At 70.8% G+C, this 14,941-nt stretch carries 12 protein-coding genes; all 12 read left to right on the top strand.

Features of this window, described 5'->3' with window-relative positions:
- The first annotated feature begins 32 nt into the window (after positions 1-32).
- The 12 genes from folC (at position 33) to ACS04_RS26580 (ending at position 14,536) form a co-directional block, all read left to right on the top strand.
- Positions 33-1,562, top strand: a complete 1,530-nt coding sequence (gene folC, locus ACS04_RS26635) for a bifunctional tetrahydrofolate synthase/dihydrofolate synthase (RefSeq protein WP_048479331.1) — start codon at positions 33-35, stop codon at positions 1,560-1,562.
- A 3-nt stretch (positions 1,563-1,565) separates the two neighbouring features.
- Entirely contained in the window at positions 1,566-1,913 is a 348-nt protein-coding gene (locus ACS04_RS26630; RefSeq protein ID WP_048479330.1) for a DUF4233 domain-containing protein, read from the top strand.
- 117 nt (positions 1,914-2,030) lie between these two features.
- A complete protein-coding gene (gene ndk, locus ACS04_RS26625; RefSeq protein ID WP_048479329.1) occupies positions 2,031-2,441 on the top strand; it encodes a nucleoside-diphosphate kinase in 411 nt (136 codons plus the stop codon).
- A gap of 295 nt (positions 2,442-2,736) precedes the next feature.
- Positions 2,737-3,756, top strand: a complete 1,020-nt coding sequence (locus ACS04_RS26620; protein WP_008738981.1) for a rod shape-determining protein — start codon at positions 2,737-2,739, stop codon at positions 3,754-3,756.
- Positions 3,757-3,881: 125 nt separating this feature from the next.
- Entirely contained in the window at positions 3,882-4,826 is a 945-nt protein-coding gene (gene mreC / locus ACS04_RS26615; protein ID WP_048479328.1) for a rod shape-determining protein MreC, read from the top strand.
- Between the two features lie 12 nt (positions 4,827-4,838).
- On the top strand, positions 4,839-5,543 hold the full coding sequence (gene mreD / locus ACS04_RS26610) for a rod shape-determining protein MreD (RefSeq protein WP_048479327.1): 705 nt from the start codon (positions 4,839-4,841) through the stop codon (positions 5,541-5,543).
- 13 nt (positions 5,544-5,556) lie between these two features.
- Entirely contained in the window at positions 5,557-7,734 is a 2,178-nt protein-coding gene (gene mrdA, locus ACS04_RS26605; RefSeq protein ID WP_048479326.1) for a penicillin-binding protein 2, read from the top strand.
- Between the two features lie 7 nt (positions 7,735-7,741).
- Positions 7,742-8,941: a rod shape-determining protein RodA gene (gene rodA, locus ACS04_RS26600; protein ID WP_048479325.1), complete on the top strand. Its 1,200-nt coding sequence runs from the start codon at positions 7,742-7,744 to the stop codon at positions 8,939-8,941.
- A gap of 81 nt (positions 8,942-9,022) precedes the next feature.
- Entirely contained in the window at positions 9,023-10,546 is a 1,524-nt protein-coding gene (locus ACS04_RS26595) for a CYTH and CHAD domain-containing protein (protein WP_048479324.1), read from the top strand.
- 80 nt (positions 10,547-10,626) lie between these two features.
- Positions 10,627-12,570, top strand: a complete 1,944-nt coding sequence (locus tag ACS04_RS26590; protein ID WP_209441785.1) for a TIGR03960 family B12-binding radical SAM protein — start codon at positions 10,627-10,629, stop codon at positions 12,568-12,570.
- Between the two features lie 96 nt (positions 12,571-12,666).
- Positions 12,667-13,641 (top strand): hypothetical protein, encoded by a 975-nt coding sequence (locus ACS04_RS26585; RefSeq protein ID WP_048479322.1) that lies wholly within the window; start codon positions 12,667-12,669, stop codon positions 13,639-13,641.
- Positions 13,642-13,756: 115 nt separating this feature from the next.
- Positions 13,757-14,536, top strand: a complete 780-nt coding sequence (locus ACS04_RS26580) for a TIGR03936 family radical SAM-associated protein (protein ID WP_048479428.1) — start codon at positions 13,757-13,759, stop codon at positions 14,534-14,536.
- The last annotated feature ends 405 nt before the right edge of the window (positions 14,537-14,941 follow it).

Raw genomic sequence — 14,941 nt, 5'->3', positions numbered from 1 at the left:
GTCCCCGGGCCCCCCGTCCGTAGACTGGCCCCGTGAGTGAGCAGCAGCCCGAGAGCAACGGACCCGACGACCGCGACGAGACCTCCGATCTCTTCGAACGGATCGTGGCCGAAGAGTCCGACCGCGACCCCGACCTGGCGGTGATCGAGGCCGGCAGCCGCACCCTGCGCGCCCAGGCCGGACCGCCCCAGGGCGACCCGGTACCGTCGCAGCCCCTCGACCCCGAGGTGGCGCGGGCGCTCCAGGAGGTGGAGCAGGAGCTCTCCACCCGCTGGGGCGAGACCAAGCTGGAGCCGTCCGTCACGCGGATCGCCGCGCTGATGGACGTCCTGGGCGAACCGCAGCGCGCGTACCCCTCCATCCACGTCACCGGCACCAACGGCAAGACCAGCACCGCCCGCATGATCGAGGCCCTGCTGAACGCCTTCGAGCTGCGCACCGGGCGCTACACCAGCCCGCACGTGCAGTCGGTCACCGAGCGGATCAGTCTCGACGGGGCGCCGATCACCGCCGAGCGCTTCATCGAGACGTACTACGACATCAAGCCCTACGTGGAGATGGTCGACTCCCAGGAGGAGTACCGGCTGTCCTTCTTCGAGGTGCTCACCGGTATGGCCTACGCGGCCTTCGCGGACGCCCCCGTCGACGCGGCCGTCGTCGAGGTCGGCATGGGCGGCACCTGGGACGCGACCAACGTGATCGACGGCGCGGTCGCGGTGATCACCCCGATCAGCCTGGACCACACGGACCGGCTCGGCTCCACGCCCGGGGAGATCGCCCAGGAGAAGGGCGGCGTCATCAAGCAGGACGCCACCGTGATCCTGGCGCAGCAGCCGGTGGACGCCGCGCAGGTGCTGCTGAAGAAGGCCGTCGAGGTGGACGCGACCGTGGCCCGCGAGGGCATGGAGTTCGGCGTCGTCTCGCGCGAGGTGGCGGTCGGCGGGCAGATGCTGACGCTGCGCGGCGTGGGCGGCGAGTACGACGGCATCTTCCTGCCGCTGTACGGCGCCCACATGGCGCACAACGCGGCGGTGGCGCTGGCGGCGGTCGAGGCCTTCTTCGGGGTCGGCGCGCAGCAGTCGCGTGAGCTGGACCTGGAGACCGTGCGCCGGGCCTTCGCCTCGGTGACCTCGCCGGGCCGGATGGAGGTCGTACGGCGCAGCCCGACGGTGGTCCTGGACGCGGCCCACAACCCGGCCGGCGCGCAGGTCACGGCGGAGGCGGTGACCGAGGCCTTCGGATTCAGCCGGCTGATCGGGGTCATGGCCGCGAGCGAGGGCAAGGACGTCAAGGGGGTCCTGGAGGCCTTCGAGCCGATCTTCGCGGAGATCGTGGTCACGGAGAACTCCAGCCACCGGGCGATGTCCGCGGACGAGCTGGCGGCGGTCGCGGTCGAGGTCTTCGGGCCGGACCGGGTGCAGGTGGAGCCGCGGCTGGACGACGCCCTGGAGGCGGCGATCACCCTGGCGGAGGAAGAGGCCGAGTACGGAGGGGCCGGGGTCCTGGTGACCGGTTCCGTGATCACGGTGGGCGAGGCCCGCCTGCTGCTGAAGAGGGGCTGAGGGATGCGCACGCTGTGTGCTTCGACGCTGATCGGCGAGTTCTTCGTGATCGGTTTCGCGGGGCTGGTGGCCATGAAGAACCCGTATCTGACCCAGGCCACGGTCTGGACGGTCTGCGGGATCGCCATGCTGCTGTCGGTGCTGCTGTGCGGGATGCTTTCGCGTCCGGGCGCCGTCCAGATCGGCTGGGCGCTCCAGATCGGGCTGATCCTGAGCGGGTTCGTGGTCCCGATGATGTTCATCCTGGGCGCGGCGTTCGCGGGCCTGTGGTGGTGCTCGGTGCACTACGGAACCAAGATCGACGCGATCAAGGCCCGCTGGGCGGCGGCGCAGGGCGAGGCCCAGGCCTGAGGCCGCGCGGCCCCGCTCCTCCGGGCCCGTTCGGCGCGGCCCGGGGTCCGCGCGAAGGCCCCGCTGACTCCCTGTAGCCTCGTCGGACCGCACCCGTATGCCGCAAGGAGCCGCAACATGACCCAGCGCACGCTCGTCATCCTCAAGCCCGACGCCGTCCGGCGGGGCCTGATCGGCGAGATCATCGGCCGCATCGAGCGGAAGGCCGGCTGGACCGTCCCCGCGATGGAGCTGCGCACGCTGGACCAGGAGACCCTGGAGACCCACTACGGCGAGCACAAGGGCAAGCCCTTCTACGAGCCGCTCATGGGCTTCATGGCGAGCGGTCCGGTCGTGGTCCTGGTGGTGGAAGGGGAACGCGTGATCGAGGGTGTCCGCCAGTTGGCCGGACCCACTGACCCGATCGCCGCGGCGCCCGGCTCCATCCGGGGGGACTTCGGCACCGTCACCCGGGAGAACCTGATCCACGCCTCGGATTCCGAGGAGTCCGCGGAGCGCGAGCTGAAGCTGTTCTTCCCCTCGCTCTGACGAGTCCTTCCTGACGTAACATCAGCCGAATAGCGCTCATGACCTGGGGCGACCGAAGTAATTTCGGTCGCCCTTCGGTATTACCGGGCGGGAGCGGGAACGCATGTGCAGGACACGTCGTCACCACTAGGGGGCGGGTTTCGGTTCCGGCGGGATTGCCGGAGTCCCGTCGCGCGGTGTTCGTACTTGCGGCATTACGATGGGGCCTCCACCCACACACCCACCTCGCCGACCTGACAGCAGCCGCTATCAACTGGAAGGCCAGACGCTCCTCATGGGGAACAAGGGGAACAACATGTCGTTCATCGGCCGTGACATGGCGATCGACCTCGGGACCGCCAACACGCTGGTGTACGTGAGGGGCCGGGGGATCGTCCTGAACGAGCCGTCCGTGGTCGCCATCAACACGAACACCGGTGGCATCCTGGCGGTCGGCTCCGAGGCGAAGAAGATGATCGGCCGGACGCCCGGCAACATCGTCGCCGTACGGCCCCTCAAGGACGGCGTGATCGCCGACTTCGAGATCACCGAGCGTATGCTCCGGTACTTCATCCTCAAGATCCACAAGCGCCGCTACCTGGCCCGTCCGCGCGTCGTGGTCTGCGTCCCCTCCGGCATCACCGGAGTCGAGCGCCGCGCCGTCATCGAGGCGTCCACGCAGGCCGGCGCCCGCCAGGTGCACATCATCGAGGAGCCCATGGCCGCCGCCATCGGCTCGGGCCTGCCCGTCCACGAGGCCACCGGCAACATGGTCGTGGACATCGGCGGCGGCACCACCGAGGTCGCCGTCATCTCCCTCGGCGGAATCGTCACGGCGCAGTCCATCCGGGTCGCCGGCGACGAGCTCGACAACGCGATCATCCAGCACATCAAGAAGGAGTACTCGCTCCTCCTCGGTGAGCGCACGGCCGAGCAGATCAAGATCACCATCGGGTCGGCCTACGACCTCGACAAGGACGAACACACCGAGATCCGCGGCCGGGATCTGGTCTCCGGCCTCCCGAAGACGGTCGTGATCTCCGCCGCCGAGGTCCGCAAGGCCATCGAGGAGCCGGTCAACGCCATCGTCGACGCGGTCAAGACCACCCTCGACAAGTGCCCGCCCGAGCTCTCCGGCGACATCATGGACCGCGGCATCGTGCTGACCGGCGGCGGCGCCCTGCTCCGCGGACTCGACGAGCGGCTGCGCCGCGAGACGGGCATGCCGATCCACATCGCCGAGGACCCGCTCGACTCCGTCGCCCTCGGCTCCGGCAAGTGCGTGGAGGAGTTCGAGGCACTCCAGCAGGTTCTGGACGCCCAGCCCCGGCGCTGACACACCCCCGTCCGGGGGCCATGCGGAACACAAGGATCCGCCGTACGGGTGCTGCCGCGCCCGTGCGGCGGATCGTTGATATACAGACCCATAAGTTTCCGACGAGGAAGGCACGGCCGCCGCACGTGAGGGACACACGAGAAAGCCGGCTGCTCCTGGTGCTTCTGATCGCCATCGCGTTCGCATTGATCACGGTGGACATCAGGGCAGGCGAGGAGTCTCCGGTCGACGGCGCCCGGCAGGCCGCCGCAGCGGCCTTCGGCCCCGTGGAGAAGGGGGTCGCGACCGCGGTCGACCCCGTCGCCAACGCCATAGGGGCCGTAAGGGACTCCGGCGAACGCCACAACCGCATCGCCACGCTGGAGCGCGAGAACGCCGCCCTGAAGGCCAAGCTGGGCAGCGACGACCAGACCCGCAGCCGCATCCACGAGCTCGACGAGATGCTCAAGCGGGCCGGCGCCGGACAGTACGGAATCAAGGGCGCCGAGGTCATCGCCATAGGAGCGGCCCAGGGCTTCTCCTGGACCGTCACCATCGACGCCGGCAGCAAGGACGGCATCGAACGCGACATGACCGTACTGAACGGGGAGGGACTCGTCGGCCGGGTCGCCACCGTGGGCCCCGACACCGCCACCGTCGTCCTCGCCAACGACCCCGACTTCACCGTGGGCACCCGCCTGGAGAAGACCGGCGAGCTCGGCTTCGCCACCGGACAGGGCGACCGCGCCCTCTCCGTCCAGATGCTCAACGGCAAGGCCAAGGTCGCCCCCGGAGACCGGCTCGTCACCTTCGGCTCCCGCGGCAACAAGCCGTTCGTACCCGGCGTCCCGATCGGAGAGGTCGTCAAGGTCGACCCCTCGCGCGGCGATCTGACCCGCACCGTCTGGGTGCGTCCCTTCGTCGGATTCTCGCGCCTGGACATCGTCGGCGTCGTCGTCATGCCGCCCCGCGAGGACCCGCGCGACGCCGTACTGCCGCCCAAGCCCGAGGTGAAGCCCACCCCGACGGTCACCGTCACCGTCACGCCTTCGCCGTCCGCCAGCGTGCCCGGCAAGCCGGCCGACGAGTAGGAGCTGACCGTCATGCGCTTCAACCGGATCCTGCTTTCGGCCACGCTGATCGTGGTCGCCCTCGTCGTCCAGGTCTCCGTCCTGGGCCGGCTGCAACTGCCCGGCGCCGTACCCGACCTGGTCCTGCTCACCGTCGTCGCGCTCGCCCTGGTGTACGGGCACCTCAGCGGCGCGCTCATCGGCTTCGCCGCCGGACTCCTCGCCGACCTGGCCCCGCCCGCCGACCACGCCGCCGGGCGGTACGCGCTCGTGCTCTGCGTCATCGGGTACGCCGCCGGCCTGGCCCGCCCCGACTCCGGGCGGTTCCGCTCCGCCTGGGGCCCGATGCTGACCGTCGTCGCCGCCGCGATCGGCTCCACCCTGCTCTACGCCGGGGTGGGCGCCCTCGTCGGCGACACGGCCGCCCGCCACGTCGGACTCACCGGGCTGCTGTTCACCGCGACCCTCTACGACCTGCTGCTCGCCCCCTTCACCGTGCCGTTCATCATGGCGCTGGCCCGCCGCGCCGAGAACGACCCGATGGCCGTCGAAGCGGGCGGCGGCCAGAGCACGGCCGCCGACGTGTCCTCCGGCTGGCTCGCCGGCGGCACCGGCCTGCGCATCGGCAGCCAGCGCGGCGGCCTGCGGCGCGGGCTCGCACGCGGCCGCGCCAACAAGGCCGGCCGGATAAAGGGCGTCAAGGCGATCAAGAGTGTGAAGAGCGTCAAGAAGCTGTGAGGGAGGAGCTCCCGTGACCAACGCCCCCGAGACCGGCCGCACCTCCCGCGTGCGGATCAGACTCGTGATCATGCAGGTGCTCCTCCTCTCCTTCCTCTGCACCCTCGGCGGGCGCCTGTGGTACCTCCAGGTCCGCAACGGCGCCGAGTACTACCACGAGGCCAAGAGCAACCACGTCCAGCAGGTCGTCCAGCCGGCCGTCCGCGGCTCGATCCTGGACGCCCGCGGCGTCCCCCTCGCCGACAACGAGACCCGCCTGGTCGTCTCCGCCAGCCGCACCGCGCTGATGAAGATGAAGGACAAGGGCAAGGGCGTCCTGACCCGGCTCGCGGGCGTGCTGGACATGACGCCGCAGGACGTCATGAACAAGGTCCGCGTCTGCGACTCCCAGACCCCCAAGCCCTGTTGGAACGGCTCCCCCTACCAGCCGATCCCGGTCACCACCGAGGCCACCACCCAGCAGGCCCTCCAGATCCGCGAACGCCCCGAGGAGTACCCCGGCATCACCGCCGAGCCCACCGCCGTACGCCGCTACCCCGCGCCCGGCGGCGCCAACACCGGCCAGGTGCTCGGCTACCTCTCCCCGGTCACCGACGACGAGATCCAGAAGGCCAAGAACACCAACTCCCCGCTGCTGCGCTCCGACCAGGTCGGCCGCTTCGGCCTGGAGCGCACGTACGACCGCACCCTGCGCGGCAAGTCCGGCGTCACCCGCTACGAGGTCGACAACCTCGGCCGGGTCATGGGCCAGGCCAAGAACGACCCCACCGTCGCCGGCGCCCACCTCGTCACCAGCATCGACGCCCGCGTCCAGGGCGTCGCCGAGTACGAGCTGAACGCGGCCATGGTCGAGGCCCGCAAGCAGATCGACCGCAACACCGGCGTCCCCTACAAGGCCGACGCCGGCGCCGTGGTCGTCCTGGAGTCCAAGACGGGCCGGGTCGTGGCCATGGCCTCCATGCCCACGTACGACCCGAACGTCTGGGTCGGCGGGATCTCCGGCAAGGACTACGCCAAGCTGACCGCCAAAGAGGCCAACGTCCCGCTGATGAACCGGGCGATCCAGGGCCAGGCCGCCCCCGGCTCCATCTTCAAGGTGATCCCGACCGCCGCCGCGGTCAACGCGGGCTACGACTTCGACGGGGACTACCCCTGCCCCAGCTCGTACGCCATCGGCGGCCAGGTCTTCAAGAACTTCGAGTCCCAGGGCCACGGCAACATCACCCTCGGCCGCGCCCTCGAAGTCTCCTGCGACACCGTGTTCTACGCCCTCGGCCACCAGCAGTGGATCAAGGACGGCGGGCTCCACCCGAAGAAGCCCCCGGCCGAGATCTTCTACAAGACCGCCCACCAGTTCGGCCTCGGCGCCGAGACCCACGTGGACCTGCCGGGCGAGGAGAAGGGCCGGGTCCCCGACCGGGCGTGGAAGCAGAAGTTCTGGCAGGCCAACAAGGACATGTGGTGCAAGAGCGGGAAGAAGGGCGGCACCTACGTCGAGCTGCTCTCCTACGAGAACTGCCTCGAAGGCAACCTCATGCGCGCCGGTGACGCCATCAACTACTCCATCGGACAGGGCGACACCCTGGTCACCCCGATCCAGATGGCCACCATCTACGCGGCCATCTCCAACGGCGGCACCATGTGGAACCCGACCATCGGCAAGGCCGTCATCAGCGCCGACGGCAAGCACGTCGAGCCGATCCCGCCGCAGTCCCACGGCAAGCTGCCCATGACCGAGGCCACCCGCGTCAAGATCAACGCCGCCCTGGAGGGCGTCGCCACCCGCGGCACCGCGGCCTGGCGCTTCGGCGGCTGGCCGCAGAAGCAGATCCCCATGCACGCCAAGACCGGTACCGCCGAGGTCTACGGCAAGCAGACCACCTCCTGGTTCGCCACGTACACCGAGGACTTCACGATCGTGATGACGATCTCCCAGGGCGGTACCGGTTCGGGTGCCTCCGGACCCGCCGTCCGCAACATCTACAACGCCATCTACGGTCTGAGCATGTCCGGCAAGCAGGACACCGAGAAGGCCTTCCTGCTCAAGCCGGAGGCCAAGCTCCCCACCATCGGGCCCGACGGAACCATCGACGCCCCCGACATCAAGCCGTACGTGCCCCCGTCCCCGGAGGACCTGGCGCCCCCCGCGCTCGCCGGTCCCCCCGCACCACCCGCCGCGCGGCAGGACTGAGACCCCGATGCAGACCGCGAACAAGTTCTCCGTATCCCGGTACGCGCCCGAGCGCGGCACGATGGCCAAGCTGACCTCGCGCGACTCCGTGCTGCGCCGGCTCGACTGGCCGATACTCCTCTCGGCGCTCGCCCTGTCCTTCATCGGCGCCCTGCTGGTGTGGTCGGCGACCCGCAACCGCACCCAGCTCAACCAGGGCGACCCGTACTACTTCCTCATCCGGCACGCCCTGAACACCGGCATCGGCCTCGTGCTGATGATCGGCACCGTCTGGCTCGGCCACCGCACCCTGCGCGGCGCCGTCCCGATCCTGTACGGGCTCTCCCTGGTGCTGATCCTCGCCGTGCTCACCCCGCTCGGCGCCACCATCAACGGCGCCCACGCGTGGATCGTGATCGGCGGCGGCTTCTCGCTCCAGCCCTCCGAGTTCGTCAAGATCACGATCATCCTGGTCATGGCCATGCTGCTGGCCACCCGGGTGGACGCGGGTGACCTCGTCCACCCGGACCACCGCACCGTCGTCAAGGCGCTGTGCCTGGCCGCCGCGCCGATGGGCATCGTCATGCTGATGCCCGACCTCGGCTCCGTCATGGTCATGGTCGTCATCGTGCTCGGCGTGCTGCTCGCCTCCGGCGCCTCCAACCGCTGGGTGGTCGGCCTGATGGGATCCGGCGCGGCCGGGGCCGTCCTGATCTGGCAGCTCGGCGTGCTCGACGAGTACCAGATCAACCGCTTCGCGGCCTTCGCCAACCCCGAACTGGACCCCGCCGGCGTCGGCTACAACACCAACCAGGCCCGCATCGCGATCGGCTCGGGCGGGCTGACCGGCTCCGGGCTCTTCAAGGGCTCGCAGACCACCGGCCAGTTCGTGCCCGAACAGCAGACCGACTTCGTCTTCACGGTGGCGGGGGAGGAGCTCGGCTTCCTCGGCGCCGGGCTCATCCTGGTCCTGCTCGGCATCATCCTCTGGCGGGCCTGCATGATCGCCCGCGAGACCACCGAGCTGTACGGGACGATCGTGTGCGCAGGCATCATCGCCTGGTTCGCCTTCCAGGCCTTCGAGAACATCGGGATGACCCTCGGGATCATGCCGGTGGCCGGCCTCCCACTGCCGTTCGTCTCCTACGGAGGCTCGTCCATGTTCGCCGTCTGGGTGGCGGTCGGGCTACTCCAGTCGATCCGGGTGCAACGGCCGATGTCGGCCTAGCGGGGCCGATCTTCGGCCGGTTCGGCCGCGGATCCCCCGTTCACCCTGCCGTCGTGATCCGTTCAGGATTAAGTTCGATGCATGGCGGACACGAAACGCGAGATCGAGCGCAAATTCGAGTTCACGACGGACAAGGCCGCGCGCCGCGGAATCCCGGACCTGACCGGCACGGACGCGATCGCGTCCGTCGCCGACCAGGGCACCGTCGACCTCGACGCGGTCTACTACGACACCCCCGACCAGCGACTCGCCGCCGACGGCCTCACCCTGCGGCGGCGCACCGGCGGCGCGGACGCCGGCTGGCACCTCAAACTGCCCGTCGCCCCGGGCGTCCGTGACGAGATCGGCGCCCCCCTCGCCGACACCGTCCCGCGCGCCCTCGCGGCCCTGGTCCGCTCCCGGGTCCGGGACGCCGCCCTGGAACCCCAGGTCCGCCTGGTCTCCTCGCGCCGCGTGAGCCACCTCCTCGACGCCGAGGGCATGCTCCTCGCGGAGCTCTCCACCGACGCCGTCCGCGCCGAACGGGACGAGGCCGCCGTTTCCTGGACCGAGGTCGAGGTGGAGCTCGCCGACGGCGCCGACCCGGCGCTCCTCGACGCCGTCGAGAAGAGGTTCCGCAAGGCCGGGCTCAAGGTCTGCGACGCCCCGTCGAAGCTGGCCCGGGCCCTCGCCGAGACGGGCACCGAGCCGCCGGCCCGGCCCCGCCCCGCCGCCGAGGAGGGCACCGCGGGCGCGCTGGTCCTCTCGTACCTGCGCGAACAGCGCGACACCCTCGTCGCCCAGGACCCGGCCGTCCGCCGCAACCTGCCCGACTCCGTCCACCAGATGCGGGTCGCCTGCCGCCGGGCGCGCAGCGCCTTCAAGACGTACCGCAAGATCCTGGACCGCGCCGTCACCGATCCGCTCGGCGAGGAACTGCGCTGGCTCGCCGCCGAACTCGGCCTCGACCGGGACCAGGAAGTCCTCTACGACCGCATCCAGACCCACCTCACCGAGCTCCCCCGCGCCCTCGTGGTCGGCCCGGTCCGCGGCCGCCTGCGGACGTGGAACAACGCGCGCCGCGCGGGAACCCGGCGGCGGGCCGTCGCCGCCCTCGACGCCAAGCGGTACACGGCCCTGCTCGACGCCCTCGACGCGCTGCTGGCCGAGCCGCCCCTGCTCCCGCGCGCCGCCGAGCCGGCCGCCCGGCCCGTGCCCAAGGCCGTACTCAAGGACCACGAGCGGCTCGCCAAGCGGGTCGCCGGCGCACTCGACCTGGACCCGGGCGTGGAGCGCGACCTCGCCCTCCACGAGGCCCGCAAAGCCGCCAAACGCGCCCGCTATGCGGCGGAAGCGGCCGTACCCGAGCTCGGAAAGCCGGCGAAACACCTGGCCAAGGCCGTGAAATCGGTCCAGAGCCTGCTCGGCGACCACCAGGACAGCGTCGTCGCCCGCGAAGCCCTGCGCGGCCTCGGCGCGCAAGCGGCCGGAGCGGGCGAGTCCGCATTCACCTGGGGCGTGCTCTACGCCCGCGAGGAGGCCCTGGCCGCACGGGATGAGCAGGAGCTGGTGGACGTATGGGCACAAGCCGCCGACCCCGCGCTCCGGGCGGAGCTGGGCGGCTAGGCGCCGATCACGGCGGCAGGGGGCGGCTGCGCCTCGGGTTACGCTTGAGAGTCGCCCCCTGCCCGCTTCACGAAAGTCGCGTGATGTCCGAGTCGGTCTTCCCACAGCTCGAAGCTCTGCTCCCGCATGTGCAGAAGCCCATCCAGTACGTAGGCGGTGAACTCAACTCCACCGTCAAGCCGTGGGAATCCTGCGACGTCCGCTGGGCGCTCATGTACCCGGACGCGTACGAGGTCGGGCTGCCCAACCAGGGCGTCATGATCCTGTACGAGGTGCTGAACGAGCGCGAGGGCGTGCTCGCGGAGCGCACCTACAGCGTGTGGCCGGACCTCGAAGAACTGATGCGCGAGCACAAGGTGCCGCAGTTCACCGTGGACAGCCACCGCCCCGTGGGCGCCTTCGACGTGTTCGGCCTGTCGTTCTCCACGGAGCTGGGCTACACGAACATGCTGACGGCCCTGGACCTGGCGGGCATCCCGCTGGAGGCCAGGAACCGTACGGTCGACCACCCCATCGTCCTCGCGGGCGGCCACGCGGCCTTCAACCCCGAGCCGATCGCGGAGTTCATCGACTGCGCGGTCATCGGCGACGGCGAGCAGGCCGTCCTCGACATGACCGAGATCATCCGCACGTGGAAGGCCGAGGGCCGTCCGGGCGGGCGCGAAGAGGTCCTCTTCCGCCTGGCCAAGACCGGCCAGGTCTACGTGCCGGGCTTCTACGACGTCGACTACCTGCCCGACGGCCGCATCGCGCGCGTCGCGCCGAACAAGTCGGGCGTCCCGTACCGCGTGTCCAAGCACACGGTCATGGACCTCGACGAGTGGCCCTACCCGAAGCAGCCGCTGGTCCCGCTCGCCGAGACCGTCCACGAGCGGATGTCCGTCGAGATCTTCCGCGGCTGCACCCGCGGCTGCCGTTTCTGCCAGGCCGGCATGATCACGCGCCCCGTGCGGGAGCGAAGCATCACCGGCATCGGCGAGATGGTCGAGAAGGGCCTCAAGGCGACCGGCTTCGAGGAGGTCGGCCTCCTCTCGCTGTCCTCCGCGGACCACTCCGAGATCGCCGACATCGCCAAGGGCCTCGCGGACCGCTACACCGACGACAAGGTGGGCCTGTCCCTCCCGTCGACCCGCGTGGACGCGTTCAACGTGGACCTGGCGAACGAGCTGACCCGCAACGGGCGCCGCTCCGGCCTGACCTTCGCCCCCGAGGGCGGCTCCGAGCGCATGCGCAAGGTCATCAACAAGATGGTCTCGGAAGAGGACCTGATCCGCACCGTCGCCACCGCCTACGGCAACGGCTGGCGCCAGGTGAAGCTGTACTTCATGTGCGGCCTGCCGACCGAGACCGACGAGGACGTGCTCCAGATCGGCGACATGGCGGTCAACGTCATCGCCAAGGGCCGCGAGGTCTCCGGCCAGAACGACATCCGCTGCACGGTGTCGATCGGCGGTTTCGTGCCGAAGCCGCACACACCCTTCCAGTGGGCGCCGCAGCTGTCGGCCGAGGAGACGGACGCCCGCCTGGGCAAGCTCCGCGACAAGATCCGCGCCGACAAGAAGTACGGCCGCTCCATCGGCTTCCGCTACCACGACGGCAAGCCGGGCATCGTCGAGGGCCTCCTCTCGCGCGGTGACCGCCGCATCGGCGACGTCATCCGCGCCGTGTACGAGTCGGGCGGCCGCTTCGACGGCTGGCGCGAGCACTTCTCGTACGACCGCTGGATGCAGGCCGCGGAGAAGACGCTGCCGGCCTACGGCGTGGACGTGGCCTGGTACACGACCCGCGAGCGCACCTACGAGGAGGTCCTGCCCTGGGACCACCTGGACTCCGGTCTCGACAAGGACTGGCTCTGGGAGGACTGGCAGGACGCCCTCGACGAGACCGAGGTCGAGGACTGCCGCTGGACCCCGTGCTTCGACTGCGGCGTCTGCCCGCAGATGGACACCCACATCCAGATCGGCCCGACGGGCCAGAAGCTGCTCCCGCTGAGCGTCGTGGGCGGCGGCCCGAAGAGCGCGTGACACCACACGGATGTCCCCCGTCGGAAGGCGGGGGACATCCGTGTTTCCACAGGCCGGAGCCGCAACGGCCGGGGGGTTTTGGGTGTCCTTACGGGTATGGAACTCGACAAGCGGCAGGTCCCGGACGGTGGCGAGGGCTGCCTCGTGGGCGTGGTGCGGGTGCCCGTCAAGATCGTGGCCTTGATCGTCGTACTGCCCGTACGGGTGGTTTGGGATCTGCTCGTCGCGTTCGGGCAGGCCGTTCACCGGTACCTGCTGGGGCCGCTCACCGTGTACGTGCTGGAGCCGCTGCTGCGTGGAATCGGCCTGGTGCTGACCGTGCTGCTCAAGCTGGTGTTCGTGTGGCCCTGGGTGGGGCTGTGGCGGTACGTGCTCCAGCCGTTCCACGCGCATCTGCTCGCGCCCGTCGGCCGCGGCCTGTACGCGTACCTCCTGCGCCCGCTCGGCCGGGCTCTGGCCTGGGTCGGGCGCGGCGGACTGCGGTACCTGCTCGCTCCGCTGGCCAAGGGCGTGTCGTGGCTGCTGTGGGCGCTCGCCATGACCCTCTTCGTCTGGCCCTGGGTCGGGCTGTGGCGGTACGTGCTCACCCCCGTCGGACGGGGACTGGCCCGGGTGGGCGCGGTGCTCCACCGGTACGTGCTCACCCCCGCCGGGCAGGCGCTGGCGTGGACGGGCGCCGTGTTCCACCGGTACGTCCTGCGGCCGGTCGGGCTCGGGGTGTACCGGTACCTGCTCGCGCCGCTCGGGCAGGTGCTCGTCTGGGCCTGGCACGTCGCCGGGCGGATCGTGCGCGCGGTCTGGCGCGGAGTCCGGCTGCTCGGGTGGGTGCTCGTCGGCTGGCCGGCGGCGCAGGTGTACCGGCACGTGCTGACACCGGTCGGACATGTCGTACGGGATGTGTGGCGCACCGTCCGCAACACCGTCCGCGAGGTGCGTGCCGAGGTGCGAAGGGCCCTGTTCGGGGGCCCCGGCCGGGAACCGGCGAGGTCGCGGGCGCGTACTCTGGGTAGTACGACAGCCGTGGGCGACACGCCCGCCGCTCCCGAGATCTCCTGGCGCAAGCGAGGGTGAGCCGGAGAGCGCCGGCTCACCAGACCTCAGGGCGACGCGCGAGCCGCGGAGCCCCGCACAAGGAGAAGAACCACTGGGCAAGCGACAGCCCGAAGGCCCGCCCCCCGCACCGGTGGTGCAGCGCATCCGACTGCGCTACACCAAGCGCGGCCGCCTCCGGTTCACCAGCCACCGAGACTTCCAGCGCGCGTTCGAGCGCGCCCTGCGCCGCGCCGAGGTGCCCATGGCGTACTCGGCCGGCTTCACCCCGCACCCCCGCGTGTCGTACGCGAACGCCGCGCCGACCGGGACCGGCAGCGAGGCGGAGTACCTGGAGATCGCCCTCGCGGAGCCCCGCGACCCCGAGAAGCTGCGCGAGCTGCTCGACGAGTCGATGCCGGTCGGGCTCGACATCACCGAGGCCGTCGAGGCCCGTACCTCCGGGCTCGCCGACCGTCTGACCGCCTCCGTGTGGGAGCTGCGGCTGGAGGGTGTGGAGGGCGCCGACGCCCAGCGCGCGGTCGAGGCCTTCCTCGCCGCCGAGGCGGTGGAGGTGCAGCGCCGCACCAAGAACGGCATGCGCACCTTCGACACCCGCGGGGCCGTGGTGAGCCTCGAGACGGTTCCCGCCCCGGCTGATAGGACGCCGGACAGTGCTTGTGCGATACTGCGGCTGGTTGTTCGGCATCTGACACCTGCCGTTCGACCCGACGACGTCCTGTCCGGTCTCCAAGCTGTGGCCGACCTGGCGCCGCCGGTCCCCGCAGCGGTGACCAGGCTGGCGCAGGGGCTCTTCGACGAGGAGTCCGGCACGGTGACCGACCCGCTCGCGCCCGACCGCGAGGCTGTCACGGCCGCCCCACCCACGGCCGCCGTAGCAGCCGACGCGAAGGCGCCGGAAGGTCCCGCCGCGTAGGGATCGTCGTCGTCGCGCAGCCCTGGCACTCGGGAGCCACCTGGGTCGGGCCGCGCACAGACCTGAAGACTTCCGCCAGGCCGTACGACAAGACGTACGGAACCGGCGGCCATGGACTACAGCTCCCGTGTGGCGAACGCGCCCCGGAGGCCGGGACCGCGCTGATCGCGCGGAACCGTGCCGGACCGGAAGTCAGCCGCGGCGCCCGGGGGCGTGACGGGAGAACCGCCCGCATGCTCGACAACGAAACCAACAACACCACCGGTGGCGCCGACAGCGGCAGCCCGAGCGACAACCTGCCCCCGCGCAGGCGCCGCCGCGCCGCGTCGCGGCCGGCGGGCCCGCCCGGTGGGACCGCCGCCGAGGCCGCTCCGGCCGCCGCGGTGACCGAGGCCGAGGCCGCTC

The organism is Streptomyces roseus (genome assembly GCF_001044425.1).
Classification (GTDB): Bacteria; Actinomycetota; Actinomycetes; order Streptomycetales; family Streptomycetaceae; genus Streptomyces; species Streptomyces roseus.
The sequence above is the reverse complement of the archived record's forward strand: the minus strand, read 5'-3'. Positions and strand labels throughout refer to the sequence as shown.